This window comes from Escherichia sp. MOD1-EC7011 (assembly GCF_002965005.1).
Lineage (GTDB): Bacteria > Pseudomonadota > Gammaproteobacteria > Enterobacterales > Enterobacteriaceae > Escherichia > Escherichia ruysiae.
In genome coordinates this window covers 187,666-202,317 of sequence record NZ_PTRD01000010.1, presented here as the reverse complement: position 1 = coordinate 202,317, position 14,652 = coordinate 187,666, and the positions used below count along the sequence as shown (strand labels likewise).

Here is a 14,652-nt window from a genome sequence, read left to right as displayed (position 1 = left end):
GACGGTGTTTAATTGAGAAATTTAGAGAATATACATGCAACCTGGGAAAAGATTTTTAGTCTGGCTGGCGGGTTTGAGCGTACTCGGTTTTCTGGCAACCGATATGTATCTGCCCGCTTTCGCCGCCATTCAGGCCGATTTGCAAACGCCTGCGTCTGCTGTCAGTGCCAGCCTTAGTCTGTTCCTTGCCGGTTTTGCCGCAGCCCAACTTCTGTGGGGGCCGCTCTCCGACCGTTATGGTCGTAAACCGGTGTTATTAATCGGCCTGACAATTTTTGCATTAGGTAGTCTGGGGATGTTATGGGTGGATAACGCCATCACTCTGCTGGTATTACGGTTTGTGCAAGCGGTTGGTGTCTGTGCCGCCGCAGTTATCTGGCAGGCGTTGGTGACGGATTACTATCCTTCACAAAAAGTGAATCGTATTTTCGCCACGATCATGCCATTGGTGGGACTCTCTCCTGCCCTTGCTCCTCTTTTAGGTAGCTGGCTGCTGGTTCATTTTTCCTGGCAGGCGATTTTCGCCACCTTGTTTGCCATTACCGTAGTACTTATTCTGCCCATTTTCTGGCTTAAACCCACGACTAAAGCACGTAACGATAGTCAGGATGGACTGACCTTTACCGATCTGCTGCGTTCAAAAACCTATCGCGGCAACGTGCTGATTTATGCAGCCTGTTCAGCCAGTTTCTTTGCCTGGCTGACCGGTTCACCGTTCATCCTTAGCGAGATGGGCTATAGCCCGGCAGTCATTGGTTTAAGTTATGTACCACAAACCATCGCGTTTCTGATTGGTGGTTATGGCTGCCGCGCAGCATTGCAGAAATGGCAAGGCAAACAATTATTACCGTGGCTGCTGGCGCTGTTTGCTGTCAGTGTCGTGGCGACCTGGGCTGCTGGCTTCATTAGCCATGTTTCGCTGGTCGAAATCCTGATCCCATTCTGTGTGATGGCTATTGCCAACGGCGCAATCTACCCGATTGTTGTCGCCCAGGCGCTGCGCCCCTTCCCACATGCGACCGGCCGCGCTGCAGCATTGCAGAACACATTGCAACTGGGACTGTGCTTCCTCGCAAGCCTTGTGGTTTCCTGGCTTATCAGCGTTAGCACACCACTGCTCACCACCACCTGCGTGATGTTATCGACCGTGGTACTGGCTTCTCTGGGTTACATGATGCAACGTTGTGAAGAACCTGGTTGCCAGAATCATGGCAATGCCGAAGTCGCTCATAGCGAATCACATTGATCTATATCGACATCTTTATACTTAGGCTGCTAACAAAATTTTGTTGTATGATTGAAATTAGCGGCCTATACTAATTTCCAGTTGTTAAGATTACGATAAATATTATGTTTTTACGGGGACAGGAGCGTTCCCGGATTGCTATGGATGGTCATTTCGGCAAGGGTTCCTCCTTTCCCTCTGTTCTACGTCGGATTATAGACTCGCGGATTTTCTGCGAGATTTCTCACAAAGCCCAAAAAGCGTCTACGCTGTTTTAAGGTTCTGATCACCGACCAGTGATGGAGAAACTATGAGTTCATCGTGTATAGAAGAAGTCAGCGTACCGGATGACAACTGGTACAGAATCGCCAACGAATTACTTAGCCGCGCCGGTATAGCCATCAACGGTTCTGCCCCGGCGGATATTCGTGTTAAAAACCCCGATTTTTTTAAACGCGTTCTGCAGGAAGGATCGTTGGGGTTAGGCGAAAGTTATATGGATGGCTGGTGGGAATGTGACCGACTGGATATGTTTTTTAGCAAAGTCTTACGCGCAGGTCTCGAAAACCAACTCCCCCATCATTTCAAAGACACTCTGCGCATCGCAGGCGCTCGTCTCTTCAATTTGCAGAGTAAAAAACGTGCCTGGATAGTCGGCAAAGAGCATTACGATCTGGGTAATGACCTGTTCAGCCGTATGCTTGATCCCTTCATGCAGTATTCCTGCGCTTACTGGAAAGATGCCGATAATCTGGAATCTGCCCAACAAGCGAAGCTTAAAATGATCTGTGAAAAATTGCAGTTGAAACCAGGGATGCGCGTACTGGATATTGGCTGCGGCTGGGGCGGACTGGCGCACTACATGGCGTCTAACTATGACGTAAGTGTGGTGGGTGTCACCATTTCTGCTGAACAGCAGAAAATGGCTCAGGATCGCTGCGAAGGTCTGGATGTCACCATATTGCTGCAAGATTACCGTGACCTGAACGATCAATTTGACCGCATTGTTTCAGTGGGAATGTTCGAACACGTCGGGCCGAAAAATTACAACACCTATTTTGAGGTGGTAGATCGCAATCTGAAACCGGAAGGTATTTTCCTGTTACATACTATCGGCTCGAAAAAAACCGATCTGAATGTTGATCCGTGGATTAATAAATATATTTTCCCGAACGGTTGCCTGCCCTCTGTGCGCCAGATCGCTCAATCCAGCGAACCACACTTTGTGATGGAAGACTGGCATAACTTTGGCGCCGATTACGATACCACGCTGATGGCCTGGTATGAACGATTCCTCGCCGCCTGGCCGGAAATTGCGGATAATTACAGTGAACGCTTTAAACGGATGTTTACCTATTATCTGAATGCTTGCGCTGGTGCTTTCCGCGCCCGTGATATTCAACTCTGGCAAGTGGTGTTCTCTCGAGGAGTCGAAAACGGTCTTCGGGTTGCACGCTAAATGTTATTCTATCGCCCCCGTTTGGGGGCGATATCATATTTCAGTCCGTTATTGATTCAACGCCTTTTCCCGCATCGCCAGCACACGTTCTACCGTATCTACCACTGCCTGAGTTTGTGGATCGATTTCAATATTGACGCGTGCACCGAGTTTTTTCTTACCGAGGGTGGTACGTTCCAGCGTTTCTGGAATTAAATGCACGCAGAAACGTGTTGACGTTACTTCGCCGACGGTCAGGCTAATACCGTCGATTCCGATAAATCCTTTGTACAGGATATATTTCATCAACTGACTATCCTGCACTTTAAACCAGATCTGGCGATTATTTTCAGAGGTTAATATTTTCGCTACTTCAGCGGTGGTCATAATATGACCCGACATTAAATGCCCGCCAATTTCATCACTGAATTTAGCCGCACGCTCTACGTTTACCCAATCCCCAACCTGTAAATCGCCAAGATTAGTAATGCGTAACGTCTCTTTCATCAGATCAAAACTGATATGGTTACCGTTGATTTCCGTCACGGTCAGGCAACAACCGTTGTGTGCCACAGACGCACCGGTCTCCAGACCATCCAGCATATAGTCAGGTAACTCAACCACATGAGTACGAAAATTTGGTTTCTCGTCAATCGACACCAGTTTTGCAGTGCCCTGCACTATCCCCGTAAACATACTTACAACTCCTGAAATCAGTTAAGGCATTCTGTTCAGCACAATAGCAGGTGGGAAACACCCTTACCAGTAAAGGGGGCTGAATGGTTATTTTTTCACTGGAGAATTAATAAATCCTCGCTACAATAGACTGAATTTCCCCTGCTTCTTCTTTTTGCTGCCCATTCAGGCGGCTTTTTAGTCTCTCATATAACAACAATATAAAAGGTGTTCACGTGCAGAAGTATATCAGTGAAGCGCGTCTGTTATTAGCATTAGCAATCCCGGTGATTCTCGCGCAAATCGCCCAAACAGCGATGGGTTTTGTCGATACTGTCATGGCGGGCGGCTATAGCGCCACCGACATGGCGGCGGTCGCCATTGGTACATCTATCTGGCTCCCGGCTATTCTTTTCGGTCACGGACTGCTGCTTGCGTTGACGCCAGTGATCGCGCAATTGAATGGTTCTGGTCGCCGTGAACGCATAGCGCATCAGGTACGACAAGGTTTCTGGCTAGCCGGCTTTGTCTCGGTGCTCATTATGGTGGTTCTGTGGAATGCGGGTTATATCATCCGCTCCATGCAAAATATCGATCCGGCGCTCGCCGATAAAGCGGTAGGTTACCTGCGTGCACTGCTGTGGGGTGCTCCGGGCTATCTGTTCTTTCAGGTCGCGCGTAACCAGTGTGAAGGGCTGGCAAAAACCAAACCTGGGATGGTGATGGGTTTTATTGGCCTGCTGGTGAACATTCCGGTTAACTATATCTTTATTTATGGTCATTTCGGAATGCCTGAACTCGGTGGCGTCGGTTGTGGTGTAGCGACGGCGGCTGTGTATTGGGTGATGTTCCTCGCCATGGTTTCTTATATTAAACATGCCCGTTCCATGCGCGATATCCGCAACGAAAAAGGCACCGCGAAACCCGATTCCGCCGCATTGAAACGACTGGTGCAGCTTGGTCTACCTATCGCGCTGGCGTTGTTCTTTGAAGTGACACTGTTTGCTGTAGTGGCGCTGTTGGTATCTCCGCTCGGTATTATCGATGTGGCAGGCCACCAGATTGCACTGAACTTTAGTTCACTGATGTTCGTGCTTCCAATGTCGCTGGCCGCAGCGGTAACCATCCGTGTAGGTTATCGTCTGGGCCAGGGTTCAACGCTGGATGCACAAACAGCCGCGCGGACAGGACTTATGGTTGGTGTTTGTATGGCGACTCTGACCGCAATTTTCACGGTTTCACTGCGGGAACAGATTGCCCTGCTGTATAACGATAATCCAGAGGTCGTAACGCTGGCGGCACATTTAATGTTGCTGGCGGCGGTGTATCAGATTTCTGATTCCATACAGGTTATCGGCAGTGGGATTTTGCGTGGTTATAAAGATACGCGGTCGATTTTTTATATTACCTTTACGGCGTATTGGGTATTAGGCTTGCCGAGCGGCTACATTCTGGCGCTGACCGATCTGGTGGTTGAGCCAATGGGGCCAGCAGGTTTCTGGATCGGCTTTATTATTGGCCTGACTTCTGCCGCTATTATGATGATGCTGCGTATGCGTTTCCTGCAACGTCTGCCATCAGCCATCATTCTGCAACGCGCAGCTCGCTAAAAAACAAGGCGCAACCTTCACAGATTGCGCCTTCGTTTTTATTCGGGCTGGAGCGTTGCGCCAATCCTGTCTTCGTCAGGTTGCAGTTTAAGCGCACTGCAAATTGGTTGCCGACTGGCATCCGTTATCTCAACGAGGATATTGCCACTAACTTCCCCTTTCACATTGATGAAGTCAGGTGAAATTTCTTTCGCGCTGGTTTGCAGGCAAATCGTTCCCTCTCCGTGCAGGCGTTTCACTTTCAGTTGCACATGTGTGGCTGCTGCCGTGATCAGCCACACTTTTCCGCCATCGAGATTGACGTTGCCAACATTTAAAGTGACGTTGTCACCTTTTACCGTACTGCCATCGAGAATCAACACGCCACCCTGCTGTACCGTAACCGTTGATTGTTGCAGATCTGCACCATAGCCAATAATCATTGAAGCACCGTCCAGAACGGCAACACTCCCGGTCAGTTCAACCGGTGCTCGATCTTCTTCTACAACAAAATTTTCGTCCGCGCTGGTGGGTGACATCAGGATCACCGTCCCACCTTGTATGACCGCGTTTTCCAGCGTACCAGCATGCACTTCAGCCCGACCACCAGCATTAACGGCCAGGTTTTGCGTCTTACCGGAACTATAAAGCTGAAGGCCATCCGTCCCCAGACGGTAAATGGCTCCATTTTCAACAATGGTATTATCGTCTTCACCACCGAGATTATTCATGGTGCCACCAGCAAGCAACGTATCACTGGCTTTCCCCGCCAGCATAAAAACGCCGCCCTGATTAATCTCACAATTGCCGGCCTCCCCACCCGGATACACCAACAATTCACCGCCATCATCCACTATTGCTGATGAAGCCGTCCCGTTGACCAATAAACCACCAGCCTGATCGAGAATAATTTTTTCTGCCCGATGACCTTCCAGTACGCGCAAATTTCCGCCATTCTCCAGCAACAAACCGCAGGCATAGCCCTTATCAACGCTAAATTCACCTTCGGGATGGCGACCATTAACAGTAGCGAGCGTTGAGAGGCTAATTGCTCCACCGTCAGATTGAACAATGTCTGTGGCAATTGCACCGTCACTGACCGATAGCGTGCCATTGTTGCCATATTGTGTGCCTTTAGCGATCCCACCCGTTTCCACTTTCAGCCAACCCGCATCTGTCACTACGGTGTTTTCTGCTCTTCCGCCTGTCTCAACGAGCAACTCACCGTCAGTAAGTTGAGTCGCGCCAATGACCTCGCCGGTCTTAACAATTTGCACTTTCCCGTCGCTCATCAAGTTTTTTGCATCAGATCCCATGATTTATTCCTTTGCTGCATCTGTGTGCCCTTATCGCTACCTAAGTGTAAAGGCTACGGAGGATTTATCCACGATAGAATTGATTTGCTGGCAAACGACTCGGTTTATATCCTGATGCGCGAGATAGTGGGTTGTGTCAGATGTAAATGCGATCCTGAATAAAAATCGCCCTTGCAAATCAACAAAATATAGCCAATTTGCTTAAAAGCTCTGCAAACGGTCGAAATACCGCAGAAAATTACGTTTTGCCTCTTGCCACCTTCCCACTCTGCCGCTAATATTCGTCCCCGTTGTCACCTACAACGTTGCGTTCATAGCTCAGTTGGTTAGAGCACCACCTTGACATGGTGGGGGTCGTTGGTTCGAGTCCAATTGAACGCACCATCCTGCGTCCGTAGCTCAGTTGGTTAGAGCACCACCTTGACATGGTGGGGGTCGGTGGTTCGAGTCCACTCGGACGCACCAGATTTCTTAATCTGGTCTTCTCCCTTTTCCCTCTGTTTCTTCTCTGTATCCAATACGTTAAAAGATTTACACTGTCTTCGTATGCGTTATCAGAAGGAGAATCGCTATGGCAACTTTGTTACAACTTCATTTTGCTTTTAATGGCCCATTTGGCGACGCAATGGCTGAGCAGCTTAAACCGCTTGCCGAGTCGATTAATCAGGAACCTGGTTTTCTGTGGAAGGTATGGACGGAAAGTGAAAAGAACCGCGAAGCCGGTGGGATCTACCTTTTCACTGATGAAAAAAGCGCCCTTGCCTATCTGGATAAACATACTGCCCGTCTGAAGAACCTCGGCGTTGCAGAAGTTATCGCCAAAGTTTTCGATATCAATGAGCCACTGAGTCAAATCAATCAAGCAAAACTCGCCTGACAAGTCTCCATGAAGGGCGGTTAGCGCCCTTTTCATCTCTGTCTGAAATTTCCCAAATTCTAAAAATATCAACCAAACTTATCTGATAACACTAAATTCAAAAGAATACATTCAGGTAAGTAACAATGAAAAAAATTGCCATTGTGGGTGCCGGGCCAACAGGGATCTACACTCTCTTCTCGCTTTTACAGCAACCAACGCCGCTTTCTATTTCCATCTTCGAACAGGCTGACGAGGCCGGTGTCGGAATGCCGTACAACGACGAAGAAAACTCTAAATTAATGCTGGCAAATATTGCCAGCATTGAAATACCGCCGATTTATTGTACGTATCTCGAATGGCTACAAAAGCAAGATGCCAGCCATCTACAACGTTACGGCGTTAAAAAAGAAACCTTGCACGATCGTCAGTTTTTACCGCGTATTTTGCTGGGAGAATATTTCCGCGATCGATTTTTACGATTAGTAGATCAGGCGCGACAGCAAAAATTTGAAGTGGCTATTTATGAATCATGCCAGGTTACCGATCTGCAAATTACAAATGCTGGCGTGATACTTGCTACAAATCAGGATTTACACACAGAGACGTTTGATTTAGCGGTAATAGCCACCGGTCACGTCTGGCCTGATGAAGAAGAAGCAACCCGAACGTATTTTCCCAGCCCGTGGTCGGGTCTGATGGAAGCAAAGATCGATGCCTGTAACGTGGGCATTATGGGAACATCCTTGAGCGGACTGGATGCGGCAATGGCAGTGGCTATTCAGCATGGTTCGTTTATTGAAGAAGATAAACAACGAGTTATCTTTCAACATGATAGCAACAGTGAAAATCTGCACATTACGTTGATGTCGCGCACGGGCATTTTACCGGAAGCCGATTTCTATTGCCCCATCCCCTACGAACCGTTACGCATCGTCACAGAACAGGCCTTAAATACAGAAATAGAAAAAGGTGCAGAAGGCCTGTTGGATCGGGTATTCAAATTGATACAGCAAGAAATTAATTCTGCCGATCCAGACTGGAGCCAACGCATAGCGTTAGAGCGCCTCAATGTCGATACCTTTGCGCAAACCTGGTTTGCCGAGCGTAAACAGCATGACCCTTTTGGCTGGGCGGAAGAAAACTTAGCCGAAGTCGAGCAACATAAACGGCAAAAACATACCGTCCCCTGGCGTTATGTCATTCTGCGTTTGCATGAAGCTGTACAGGAAATTGTGCCGCATCTGAATGAACACGACCATAAGCGATTCAGTAAAGGTCTTGCCAGAGTCTTTATCGATAATTATGCGGCAATCCCTTCAGAATCTATAAGACGATTACTGGCCTTACGCGAAGCGGGGATCATTCATATTCTCGCCCTCGGTGAGGACTACGAGATGGAAAACAACGAAACGCGCACAATTCTGAAAACAGCGGATAACAGCTACTCGTTTGATGTTTTTATTGATGCCCGAGGTCAACGTCCACTCAAAGTGAAAGATATTCCTTTCCCTGGGCTACGCGAACAATTGCAGAAAACAGGCGAGGAAATCCCTGATGTTGGTGAAGATTATACGCTACAGCAACCTGAAGAAGTTCGTGGTCGCGTGGCGTTCGGTGCTTTACCCTGGCTGATGCACAACCGGCCTTTCGTCCAGGGACTTACGGCTTGTGCAGAAATTGGCGAGGCTATGGCGCAGGCCATTGTAAAACCTGCATCCCGTGCACGTCGGCGTCTTTCGGTTGATTAATCAGCACTCAACAAACTGATACTGTGCATTGAGACGATAGCGGACTCCGGCACGGATATTGTTTTCACCTTCAATGGCGACGGCGAAGCGCACTCTTTCGCCATCATGATATGCCAGTGCGGCGCTGCCACCAGGCCCGAGGACAATCGAGTCAACCACGCCCGTACTGACTACTGTTGAGTTAGCACCGCTGGCAATGATGTGAACATTATCACCGCTGTTAGCAATTTTCGCGTTTGCGCCAAAGCTGGCAATTTGTACCAGATCGCCATTACTGGCGACATGACACCTTTCACCTGGAGTACAGACGCGTACTCGCATCCCGGCATTTGCAATACGACTACCATCTCCGGCACTGCTGATTCGAGTCGAGTTACCCGCCACTGCCACGCGGGCACGCTCGCCTGAGCTGCCAATATGGCTGTTAAAACCCACACTAGCCATCCGTACGCTGTAGCCCGTGCTGGCAATTTGCGCCGCATAACCTGCTGTAACTATTCTGGCGTTATCGTCGCAACACCCGACGCGTGCGTTATCCTCGGCACTGGAGAACTGGCGGCAAAATGTCGGTTCCTCTGGTTCTGTGACCAGTTTTTGCATAGAAGAAACTTCCTGGCGGGCAAAGTTTTCGTCTGTCAGCCATTTGTTCCATGCATACTCAACCAGACTATCTGCCCAATCCGTATACCCTTCGTCGATCAGCGCATGGTGAACATCGGCATAGCTGCCGTCCTGCGGAAAATGGCGCAAAAACCAGCGGTATATGACCGCTCCTACACGCCACTCTCGCAGGTTCTCTCGCGTAATGATCATACGTTAATGTCGGTGATAGCCATCGATCATACATTTAAAGGTTTCGTGCGGAGTACGCCCCGTAGTGCAAAGATAGAGATGACCGAAGATGAAAAAGAGGCTAATAAATGCCAGAGCAAAATGCGCTTGTAATAACCAGTATCTTACGCCAGGAAACGCATCGCCCACGACTTGCGGATAGAGACACAACAGCCCCGTCACCAGTAACAACGGCAGTAATCCATACATCACCCCGACATAGGCTACCTGCTGTAAGGGATTAAATTTAGACTGCATTGTCGCTGGAAAAGGGTGCACTTCCCCCTGCATAATGCCAGACAGATAAAATCGCGTTTGTTTCGCCGCTCGCCCCAGCCACCCTTGACGACGAATGCGATAGTGGTGACCATTACCCCCAACGGCATTAATCAGAACAAAGCCAAGCCAGCATACCAGTAACAAGAATCCACAAACTTCATGCACAGCAACCAGACTTTTGACCGCAGCTGCGCCCACCAGCGCAAAGTGATTAATTAGCCCACTTGCCAGCAACAATACGAAGAGTAATGCGTTCGACCAGTGCCATAATCTGACCGCCTTGCTGTAAAGATAAATCTTCTCACCATGATCGGTGGCTGATTTCTTCACACCACGAGCACGAAGCAAAGCGTGCAGGCCCAGGACTAACCACATCCCAACCAGCAATAGCCCGGCAATGACCAGCCACACCGGCCAAAATTCAGGGGTGAACTGTGGTACATAGTTCGCCAATTGGCTCTGAAACTGTTCAGCATTTTGCGACGGGTTCATACATTTTCCTTCTTAATCAAATGTTGACCGAACCGGCGATACAAATGCGGTTTCCCGGCACCAGGTAGCTGATATTGATAGTATTTATTTTCCTGTAACCACGCCTGAATTTCTGGGCTATCTTCGCGGCCAAAGATCAATGCGTGTTCCGGGCAGGCGCTGACGCAAATGGGCGGAAACCCTTTTGCCAGCCGGGACTCGGCGCAGAAATCACATTTATCCGCTACTTTAGTCACAGGGTTAAGGTAACGAACCTGGTACGGACAAGCGCCAATGCAATAACTGCAGCCGATGCACTGCGATTTTTCTACCCGCACGATCCCCTGCTCATCACGCCACGACGCCCCTGTTGGGCAAACGTCAATGCAAGGAGCATCTTCGCAGTGCTGGCATGACTGGCGAAAAAAGTGATACAGCGTTTCGTTGTCGTTATCGGTGACAGGAATGTGTGCTATCGATAAACGGCTTCCCTGAGCAGGAACGTAATTGGTCTTGCGACATGCACGGGCGCAAATATTACAACCATTGCACCGTGACTCATCGTGAATCATGGCATACCGAACTTCCTTTTCTTGCCTGGTGTTCGCTAACAGCGAAGACGCAGAACCAGTAAAAAAGATTACTGTTCCCATCCCCAGAACAAATTTGCGTCGAGTGAAGGACATCTGATTATCCCCTAATGCAGTGGCTGCAACTGTCCACCCTGTCCATGACATTTCCCTGAAATTTCAGGGATTCTGAAACTGCTCTACCTCGAACCATTCGCATAAGCCATAAGCCTTGCCATAGCTCATATACCGCTCACTAAACAGGTACAGCACCGCTGTCGATGACTCAACCTGGCGTATATCGGCATATTCAGGGGCAACATCCATCGCGGCTATCGCGGCTTCAATCTGCGCGTCCTGGAAGTAATATGGCGCTTGCCTCAGCATGGCGACTTTGTAGGGTCGCGGATACGTCTGGCACTCAAAACGAACGACATGAGCAATGGCGCGACAAATGTCCTGCTCCACAACTTGCAAAGACATCGCCGCGTAGTTTTCGCTCATGGCCTGCGTTGAGTAATAGTAATCATCGTGAGTTCCCGTGATACAGGCGATATCCGCGTAGTCTCCGTTCTGTTTTATGCCTTCCAGCAAAACAGACAGATCCTCTTCAGCAACCGAATAGGGTGGCGAGAGAAACACGCTGCGCGCCACCAGTTGACCCGTTACCGAATGCTGGCGGATAAACTCTGCCAGGACGTCTGTAGGTTCTGGTTCTGCGATGTCTTCACTGACCGTATCACCGGTGTGACGCATCCCCTGCAACCATTGACGCTTCACCTCATCAACTTCGCTGACGCCGGGTAGCGGCAGCTCATCCTGATGGCTCATCTCACCTATTCCTTACGCCGGAAGCAGATTGTGTGCAGCCAGATCGGTGGCAATATCTTCCAACCCCAGACGCTGTAACGTTTCACGTGTCGGACAACCGAGTTGTGGATCCCAGCCCATTTCCTTGTAGAACATCGTGAGAGACGCGTACATATCGTCGCGATCCATTTTGTCAGTTCCTTCGGTAAAGACCGGGATCTGCGGATCCTTGTCGAATACCCAGGAGCAAATAAGATCGTGCTCATTACGCATATCTTTGGTTTGCATCAGTTTTACCGTGTAAGCACGATGCAGTGTAAAGATACGTTCAGCGGCTAAATCTAATTTTTCCTGGGTCATCTCTTCACCGGTGATCGCTTTGAAGAATTTGGCTTCTAAAGCAAGGTCACCACGGTAATTACGGCTCTTCAGCGGCGAAACGGTCATTGGCCAGACCCAGTTGCACAGGGTGACGGCGTTATGCAAACAGACCCGCAACAGTGACCATTTGGCATATTTAATTTTTGCGTCATTGATCGGCGTGTAGTTTTTGGTTTCGTCGTAAGCATCTTCAGAGCCAAAAAGCTCTTTCGCCACTTCACGCTGCAATTTCAACGGCAGACCGGAACCAATAAAGTTAATGTGGGTGTGCGTCATGCAATCGCGGTTGAACATGCAGTTAACAATGGAACCAACTTGCGCCGAGGCTTCATTAGCATGGTGAACCGGATAGCCAAATGGTGACCAGAGTTTATTTTTCGCGTAACCCCAATACTCTTCGCCCAAATTCCAGCGTTCCGCAATGGCATATGAGCCATCAGCCAGGTGGCTCAGCTCACCCACGCGATGCGCCAGACGGTAGTAAAAATCTTTGATGAAGTTAACGTCACCCGCTTCCAGCTGATCCCAGCGAATTTCCGCATACTCTTCAGCAGGCAGAACGCGTTTGAACACGCCTTTGCTGTAGCAATACGAAAAATCTCGATGTAGCTGCCCGTAGTTACACCACAGACCATAGTCATCAAACAGATTCAGACCAACCAGATTACCAATGACACGACCATCGTCTTTATCTTCAAAATCTTTCGGCCCGTTCGGGAAGATGGTGGTATGGACAAAGTTTGCTACACAAGTGTTACCGCCGGTGCTGGGCACGCCGAACTCTTTGACCCGAGGAATGTTCATCTGGGTCATACAACGAATTGGGCAAGAGTGGCAGCCGCTCATTTTTACCGTGTATTTCTCTGCCGCCGGACCTAAGTCAAAAACGGATTTATAGGTGCGAAAACCGACCGTGTTCTGATTTCCCGGCGGGATCTCTCCTGTTTCAATCGGGCCGCCTTCCGCCGCTCCCCAGAACAAACCTTTACGCGCCGTCCAGCGAGACTTGGGATCGGAGTACTCCGCCCACGATTGCGGTGTACTTGGCACCACATGGTTGTTATTAGCCCCGATAAGTTCGGTCATCATGTAGTCATTGAGACGTTTCATTTCCTGACGATCGGCAATGTTGACCCCCTTAGTCCCTTCAACTGCAATCGCCTTGAGGTTTTTCGACCCCATTACTGCGCCAGTTCCCGCGCCACCGCTGTGATTACGGCTATTCAACATGCCAGAGAGCGGCACAAGGTTTTCACCAGCCTGACCAATAGCTGCCACACAGGTTTCCGGGCTGGTCAAACGACAAATTTCTTCCGTCGTGGCTCGCGTCCCTTTACCCCATAGGAAATCTGCTTTTTCAAGGGTAACTTTGTCATCTTTAATATTCAGCCAAACCGGTGATTTCGCTTTCCCTTCGATAATAATGACGTCGTATCCAGCGAATTTCATTTGCGCGGCAAAAAAGCCGCCCATATGGGCATCGACGACTAAATTTCCTTTGGTAAAAGTGGAAAGTGAGGTGATATTTACGCGAGAACTACAGGGAGCACCAGAGCCAGTTAATGGCCCTGTAGCGAAGACTAATTTATTCGCTTCATCGAAAGGTTTAGTGCCAGCAGGCACTTCGTCATACATAATTTTGTAGCCAAAGCCCATGCCACCGACAAAACTTTTAAACTTACTGGAATCTTCGAGGGTAATATTTCCTGTCGTAAGATTGACTCTTAATATATTACCTGTCCAACCGTTAGCCATGATTTTTTCCTTTGCAAGATTCACACAGTAATATCTTTCCACTCGATAATTTTTAACGCCCCTGTTGGGCAGGCATTTGCGCATTCACCGCATAGCACACATTTCGAGGATTTTTTACTTTCGGTATTTACGGTAGCCATCATCCACGGACATGCTGTGGTACAGGCGCTACACCCAATACAACGTTTATGATCGACGACAATACAGCCTTCTTCCTGCTGCCAGGTAATCGCGCCAATCGGGCAAACGTTCATGCATTGCGGATCTTTGCATTGACGACAGGTGTCAGCGGTATAGTTCAGATCGCCATACAGTCCACCGCCTGATCCTATTCCATTGTCGCCAAAGAAATAATTGCGATGAATTTTAATGCGGGAGAAAAAAGTGCCCACTGAGCCATCATTGAAGTTAGTACAAGAGATTTCACAGCGATGACAGCCTGTGCATCTCGCTCGCTGAGTCACCAGCACCCCTTTGGGGGTATTTATCAACCCAACCGTGCCGCTATCAATATCTTCCTGTTTGCAACCCAAAAGTGACAGTAACGCAGGGGCAATTGTTAAACCAGCAAGGCCTTTTCCTGATATACGCAAGAATTCTAATCGCGTTAAGCCAATATCTAATAGTGGACGTCCAACCGGGTTCATTTATTTCGCATCCTCTTCGCAAACACAGTGCTGACAATTCAGCAGCCTGATATTAAGCA

At 49.0% G+C, this 14,652-nt stretch carries 13 protein-coding genes and 2 tRNA genes; 7 read left to right on the top strand and 8 right to left on the bottom strand.

Annotated features, from left to right (window positions below; translation table 11 throughout):
* The first annotated feature begins 34 nt into the window (after positions 1–34).
* On the top strand, positions 35–1,246 hold the full coding sequence (gene punC, locus A7098_RS04930) for a purine nucleoside transporter PunC (protein ID WP_001182342.1): 1,212 nt from the start codon (positions 35–37) through the stop codon (positions 1,244–1,246).
* A gap of 289 nt (positions 1,247–1,535) precedes the next feature.
* Positions 1,536–2,684: a cyclopropane fatty acyl phospholipid synthase gene (gene cfa / locus A7098_RS04925; protein WP_000098889.1), complete on the top strand. Its 1,149-nt coding sequence runs from the start codon at positions 1,536–1,538 to the stop codon at positions 2,682–2,684.
* A 48-nt stretch (positions 2,685–2,732) separates the two neighbouring features.
* Here cfa and A7098_RS04920 read toward each other — a convergent pair whose 3' ends face one another.
* Entirely contained in the window at positions 2,733–3,359 is a 627-nt protein-coding gene (locus A7098_RS04920) for a riboflavin synthase (RefSeq protein ID WP_000493959.1), read from the bottom strand.
* Between the two features lie 215 nt (positions 3,360–3,574).
* Here A7098_RS04920 and mdtK point away from each other — a divergent pair, with 215 nt between their 5' ends.
* Positions 3,575–4,948, top strand: coding sequence for a multidrug efflux MATE transporter MdtK (gene mdtK, locus A7098_RS04915; RefSeq protein ID WP_085460687.1), 1,374 nt, complete (start codon positions 3,575–3,577; stop codon positions 4,946–4,948).
* Positions 4,949–4,986: 38 nt separating this feature from the next.
* Here mdtK and A7098_RS04910 read toward each other — a convergent pair whose 3' ends face one another.
* Entirely contained in the window at positions 4,987–6,243 is a 1,257-nt protein-coding gene (locus A7098_RS04910) for an AIDA repeat-containing protein (RefSeq protein WP_105280431.1), read from the bottom strand.
* A gap of 307 nt (positions 6,244–6,550) precedes the next feature.
* Here A7098_RS04910 and A7098_RS04905 point away from each other — a divergent pair.
* The 4 genes from A7098_RS04905 (at position 6,551) to A7098_RS04890 (ending at position 8,850) form a co-directional block, all read left to right on the top strand.
* Positions 6,551–6,627, top strand: a tRNA-Val gene (locus tag A7098_RS04905).
* 4 nt (positions 6,628–6,631) lie between these two features.
* Positions 6,632–6,708 (top strand) — tRNA-Val (locus A7098_RS04900).
* 106 nt (positions 6,709–6,814) lie between these two features.
* The gene (locus tag A7098_RS04895; protein ID WP_000212666.1) at positions 6,815–7,120 is read left to right on the top strand and encodes a monooxygenase; all 306 of its coding nucleotides are present in this window, start codon (positions 6,815–6,817) and stop codon (positions 7,118–7,120) included.
* A gap of 125 nt (positions 7,121–7,245) precedes the next feature.
* Positions 7,246–8,850: an FAD-NAD(P)-binding protein gene (locus A7098_RS04890; protein WP_105280430.1), complete on the top strand. Its 1,605-nt coding sequence runs from the start codon at positions 7,246–7,248 to the stop codon at positions 8,848–8,850.
* Here A7098_RS04890 and ydhT read toward each other — a convergent pair whose 3' ends face one another.
* The 6 genes from ydhT to A7098_RS04860 form a co-directional block, all read right to left on the bottom strand.
* The gene (ydhT, locus tag A7098_RS04885) at positions 8,851–9,663 is read right to left on the bottom strand and encodes a protein YdhT (RefSeq protein WP_105280429.1); all 813 of its coding nucleotides are present in this window, start codon (positions 9,661–9,663) and stop codon (positions 8,851–8,853) included.
* A gap of 3 nt (positions 9,664–9,666) precedes the next feature.
* A complete protein-coding gene (phsC, locus tag A7098_RS04880; RefSeq protein ID WP_105280428.1) occupies positions 9,667–10,452 on the bottom strand; it encodes a thiosulfate reductase cytochrome B subunit in 786 nt (261 codons plus the stop codon).
* Positions 10,449–11,117 (bottom strand): 4Fe-4S dicluster domain-containing protein, encoded by a 669-nt coding sequence (locus A7098_RS04875; protein WP_050545344.1) that lies wholly within the window; start codon positions 11,115–11,117, stop codon positions 10,449–10,451. Before A7098_RS04875 ends, phsC begins: the two co-directional genes overlap by 4 nt.
* Before the next feature lie 63 nt (positions 11,118–11,180).
* Positions 11,181–11,831, bottom strand: a complete 651-nt coding sequence (locus A7098_RS04870) for a YdhW family putative oxidoreductase system protein (protein ID WP_123056745.1) — start codon at positions 11,829–11,831, stop codon at positions 11,181–11,183.
* A 12-nt stretch (positions 11,832–11,843) separates the two neighbouring features.
* Positions 11,844–13,946, bottom strand: coding sequence for an aldehyde ferredoxin oxidoreductase (locus A7098_RS04865; RefSeq protein WP_105280426.1), 2,103 nt, complete (start codon positions 13,944–13,946; stop codon positions 11,844–11,846).
* Positions 13,947–13,966: 20 nt separating this feature from the next.
* Complete coding sequence (locus tag A7098_RS04860) at positions 13,967–14,593, bottom strand: ferredoxin-like protein (RefSeq protein WP_001070270.1); 627 nt, start codon at positions 14,591–14,593, stop codon at positions 13,967–13,969.
* Positions 14,594–14,652: the final 59 nt, after the last annotated feature.

Excerpts from the sequence above, each read along its gene's own strand:
- punC (WP_001182342.1), top strand. The coding sequence starts at position 35 with ATGCAACCTGGGAAAAGATTTTTAGTCTGGCTGGCGGGTTTGAGCGTA.
- cfa (WP_000098889.1), top strand. The coding sequence starts at position 1,536 with ATGAGTTCATCGTGTATAGAAGAAGTCAGCGTACCGGATGACAACTGG.
- A7098_RS04920 (WP_000493959.1), bottom strand. The coding sequence starts at position 3,359 with ATGTTTACGGGGATAGTGCAGGGCACTGCAAAACTGGTGTCGATTGAC.
- A7098_RS04910 (WP_105280431.1), bottom strand. The coding sequence starts at position 6,243 with ATGGGATCTGATGCAAAAAACTTGATGAGCGACGGGAAAGTGCAAATT.
- A7098_RS04895 (WP_000212666.1), top strand. The coding sequence starts at position 6,815 with ATGGCAACTTTGTTACAACTTCATTTTGCTTTTAATGGCCCATTTGGC.
- A7098_RS04890 (WP_105280430.1), top strand. The coding sequence starts at position 7,246 with ATGAAAAAAATTGCCATTGTGGGTGCCGGGCCAACAGGGATCTACACT.
- ydhT (WP_105280429.1), bottom strand. The coding sequence starts at position 9,663 with ATGATCATTACGCGAGAGAACCTGCGAGAGTGGCGTGTAGGAGCGGTC.
- phsC (WP_105280428.1), bottom strand. The coding sequence starts at position 10,452 with ATGAACCCGTCGCAAAATGCTGAACAGTTTCAGAGCCAATTGGCGAAC.
- A7098_RS04875 (WP_050545344.1), bottom strand. The coding sequence starts at position 11,117 with ATGTCCTTCACTCGACGCAAATTTGTTCTGGGGATGGGAACAGTAATC.
- A7098_RS04870 (WP_123056745.1), bottom strand. The coding sequence starts at position 11,831 with ATGAGCCATCAGGATGAGCTGCCGCTACCCGGCGTCAGCGAAGTTGAT.
- A7098_RS04865 (WP_105280426.1), bottom strand. The coding sequence starts at position 13,946 with ATGGCTAACGGTTGGACAGGTAATATATTAAGAGTCAATCTTACGACA.
- A7098_RS04860 (WP_001070270.1), bottom strand. The coding sequence starts at position 14,593 with ATGAACCCGGTTGGACGTCCACTATTAGATATTGGCTTAACGCGATTA.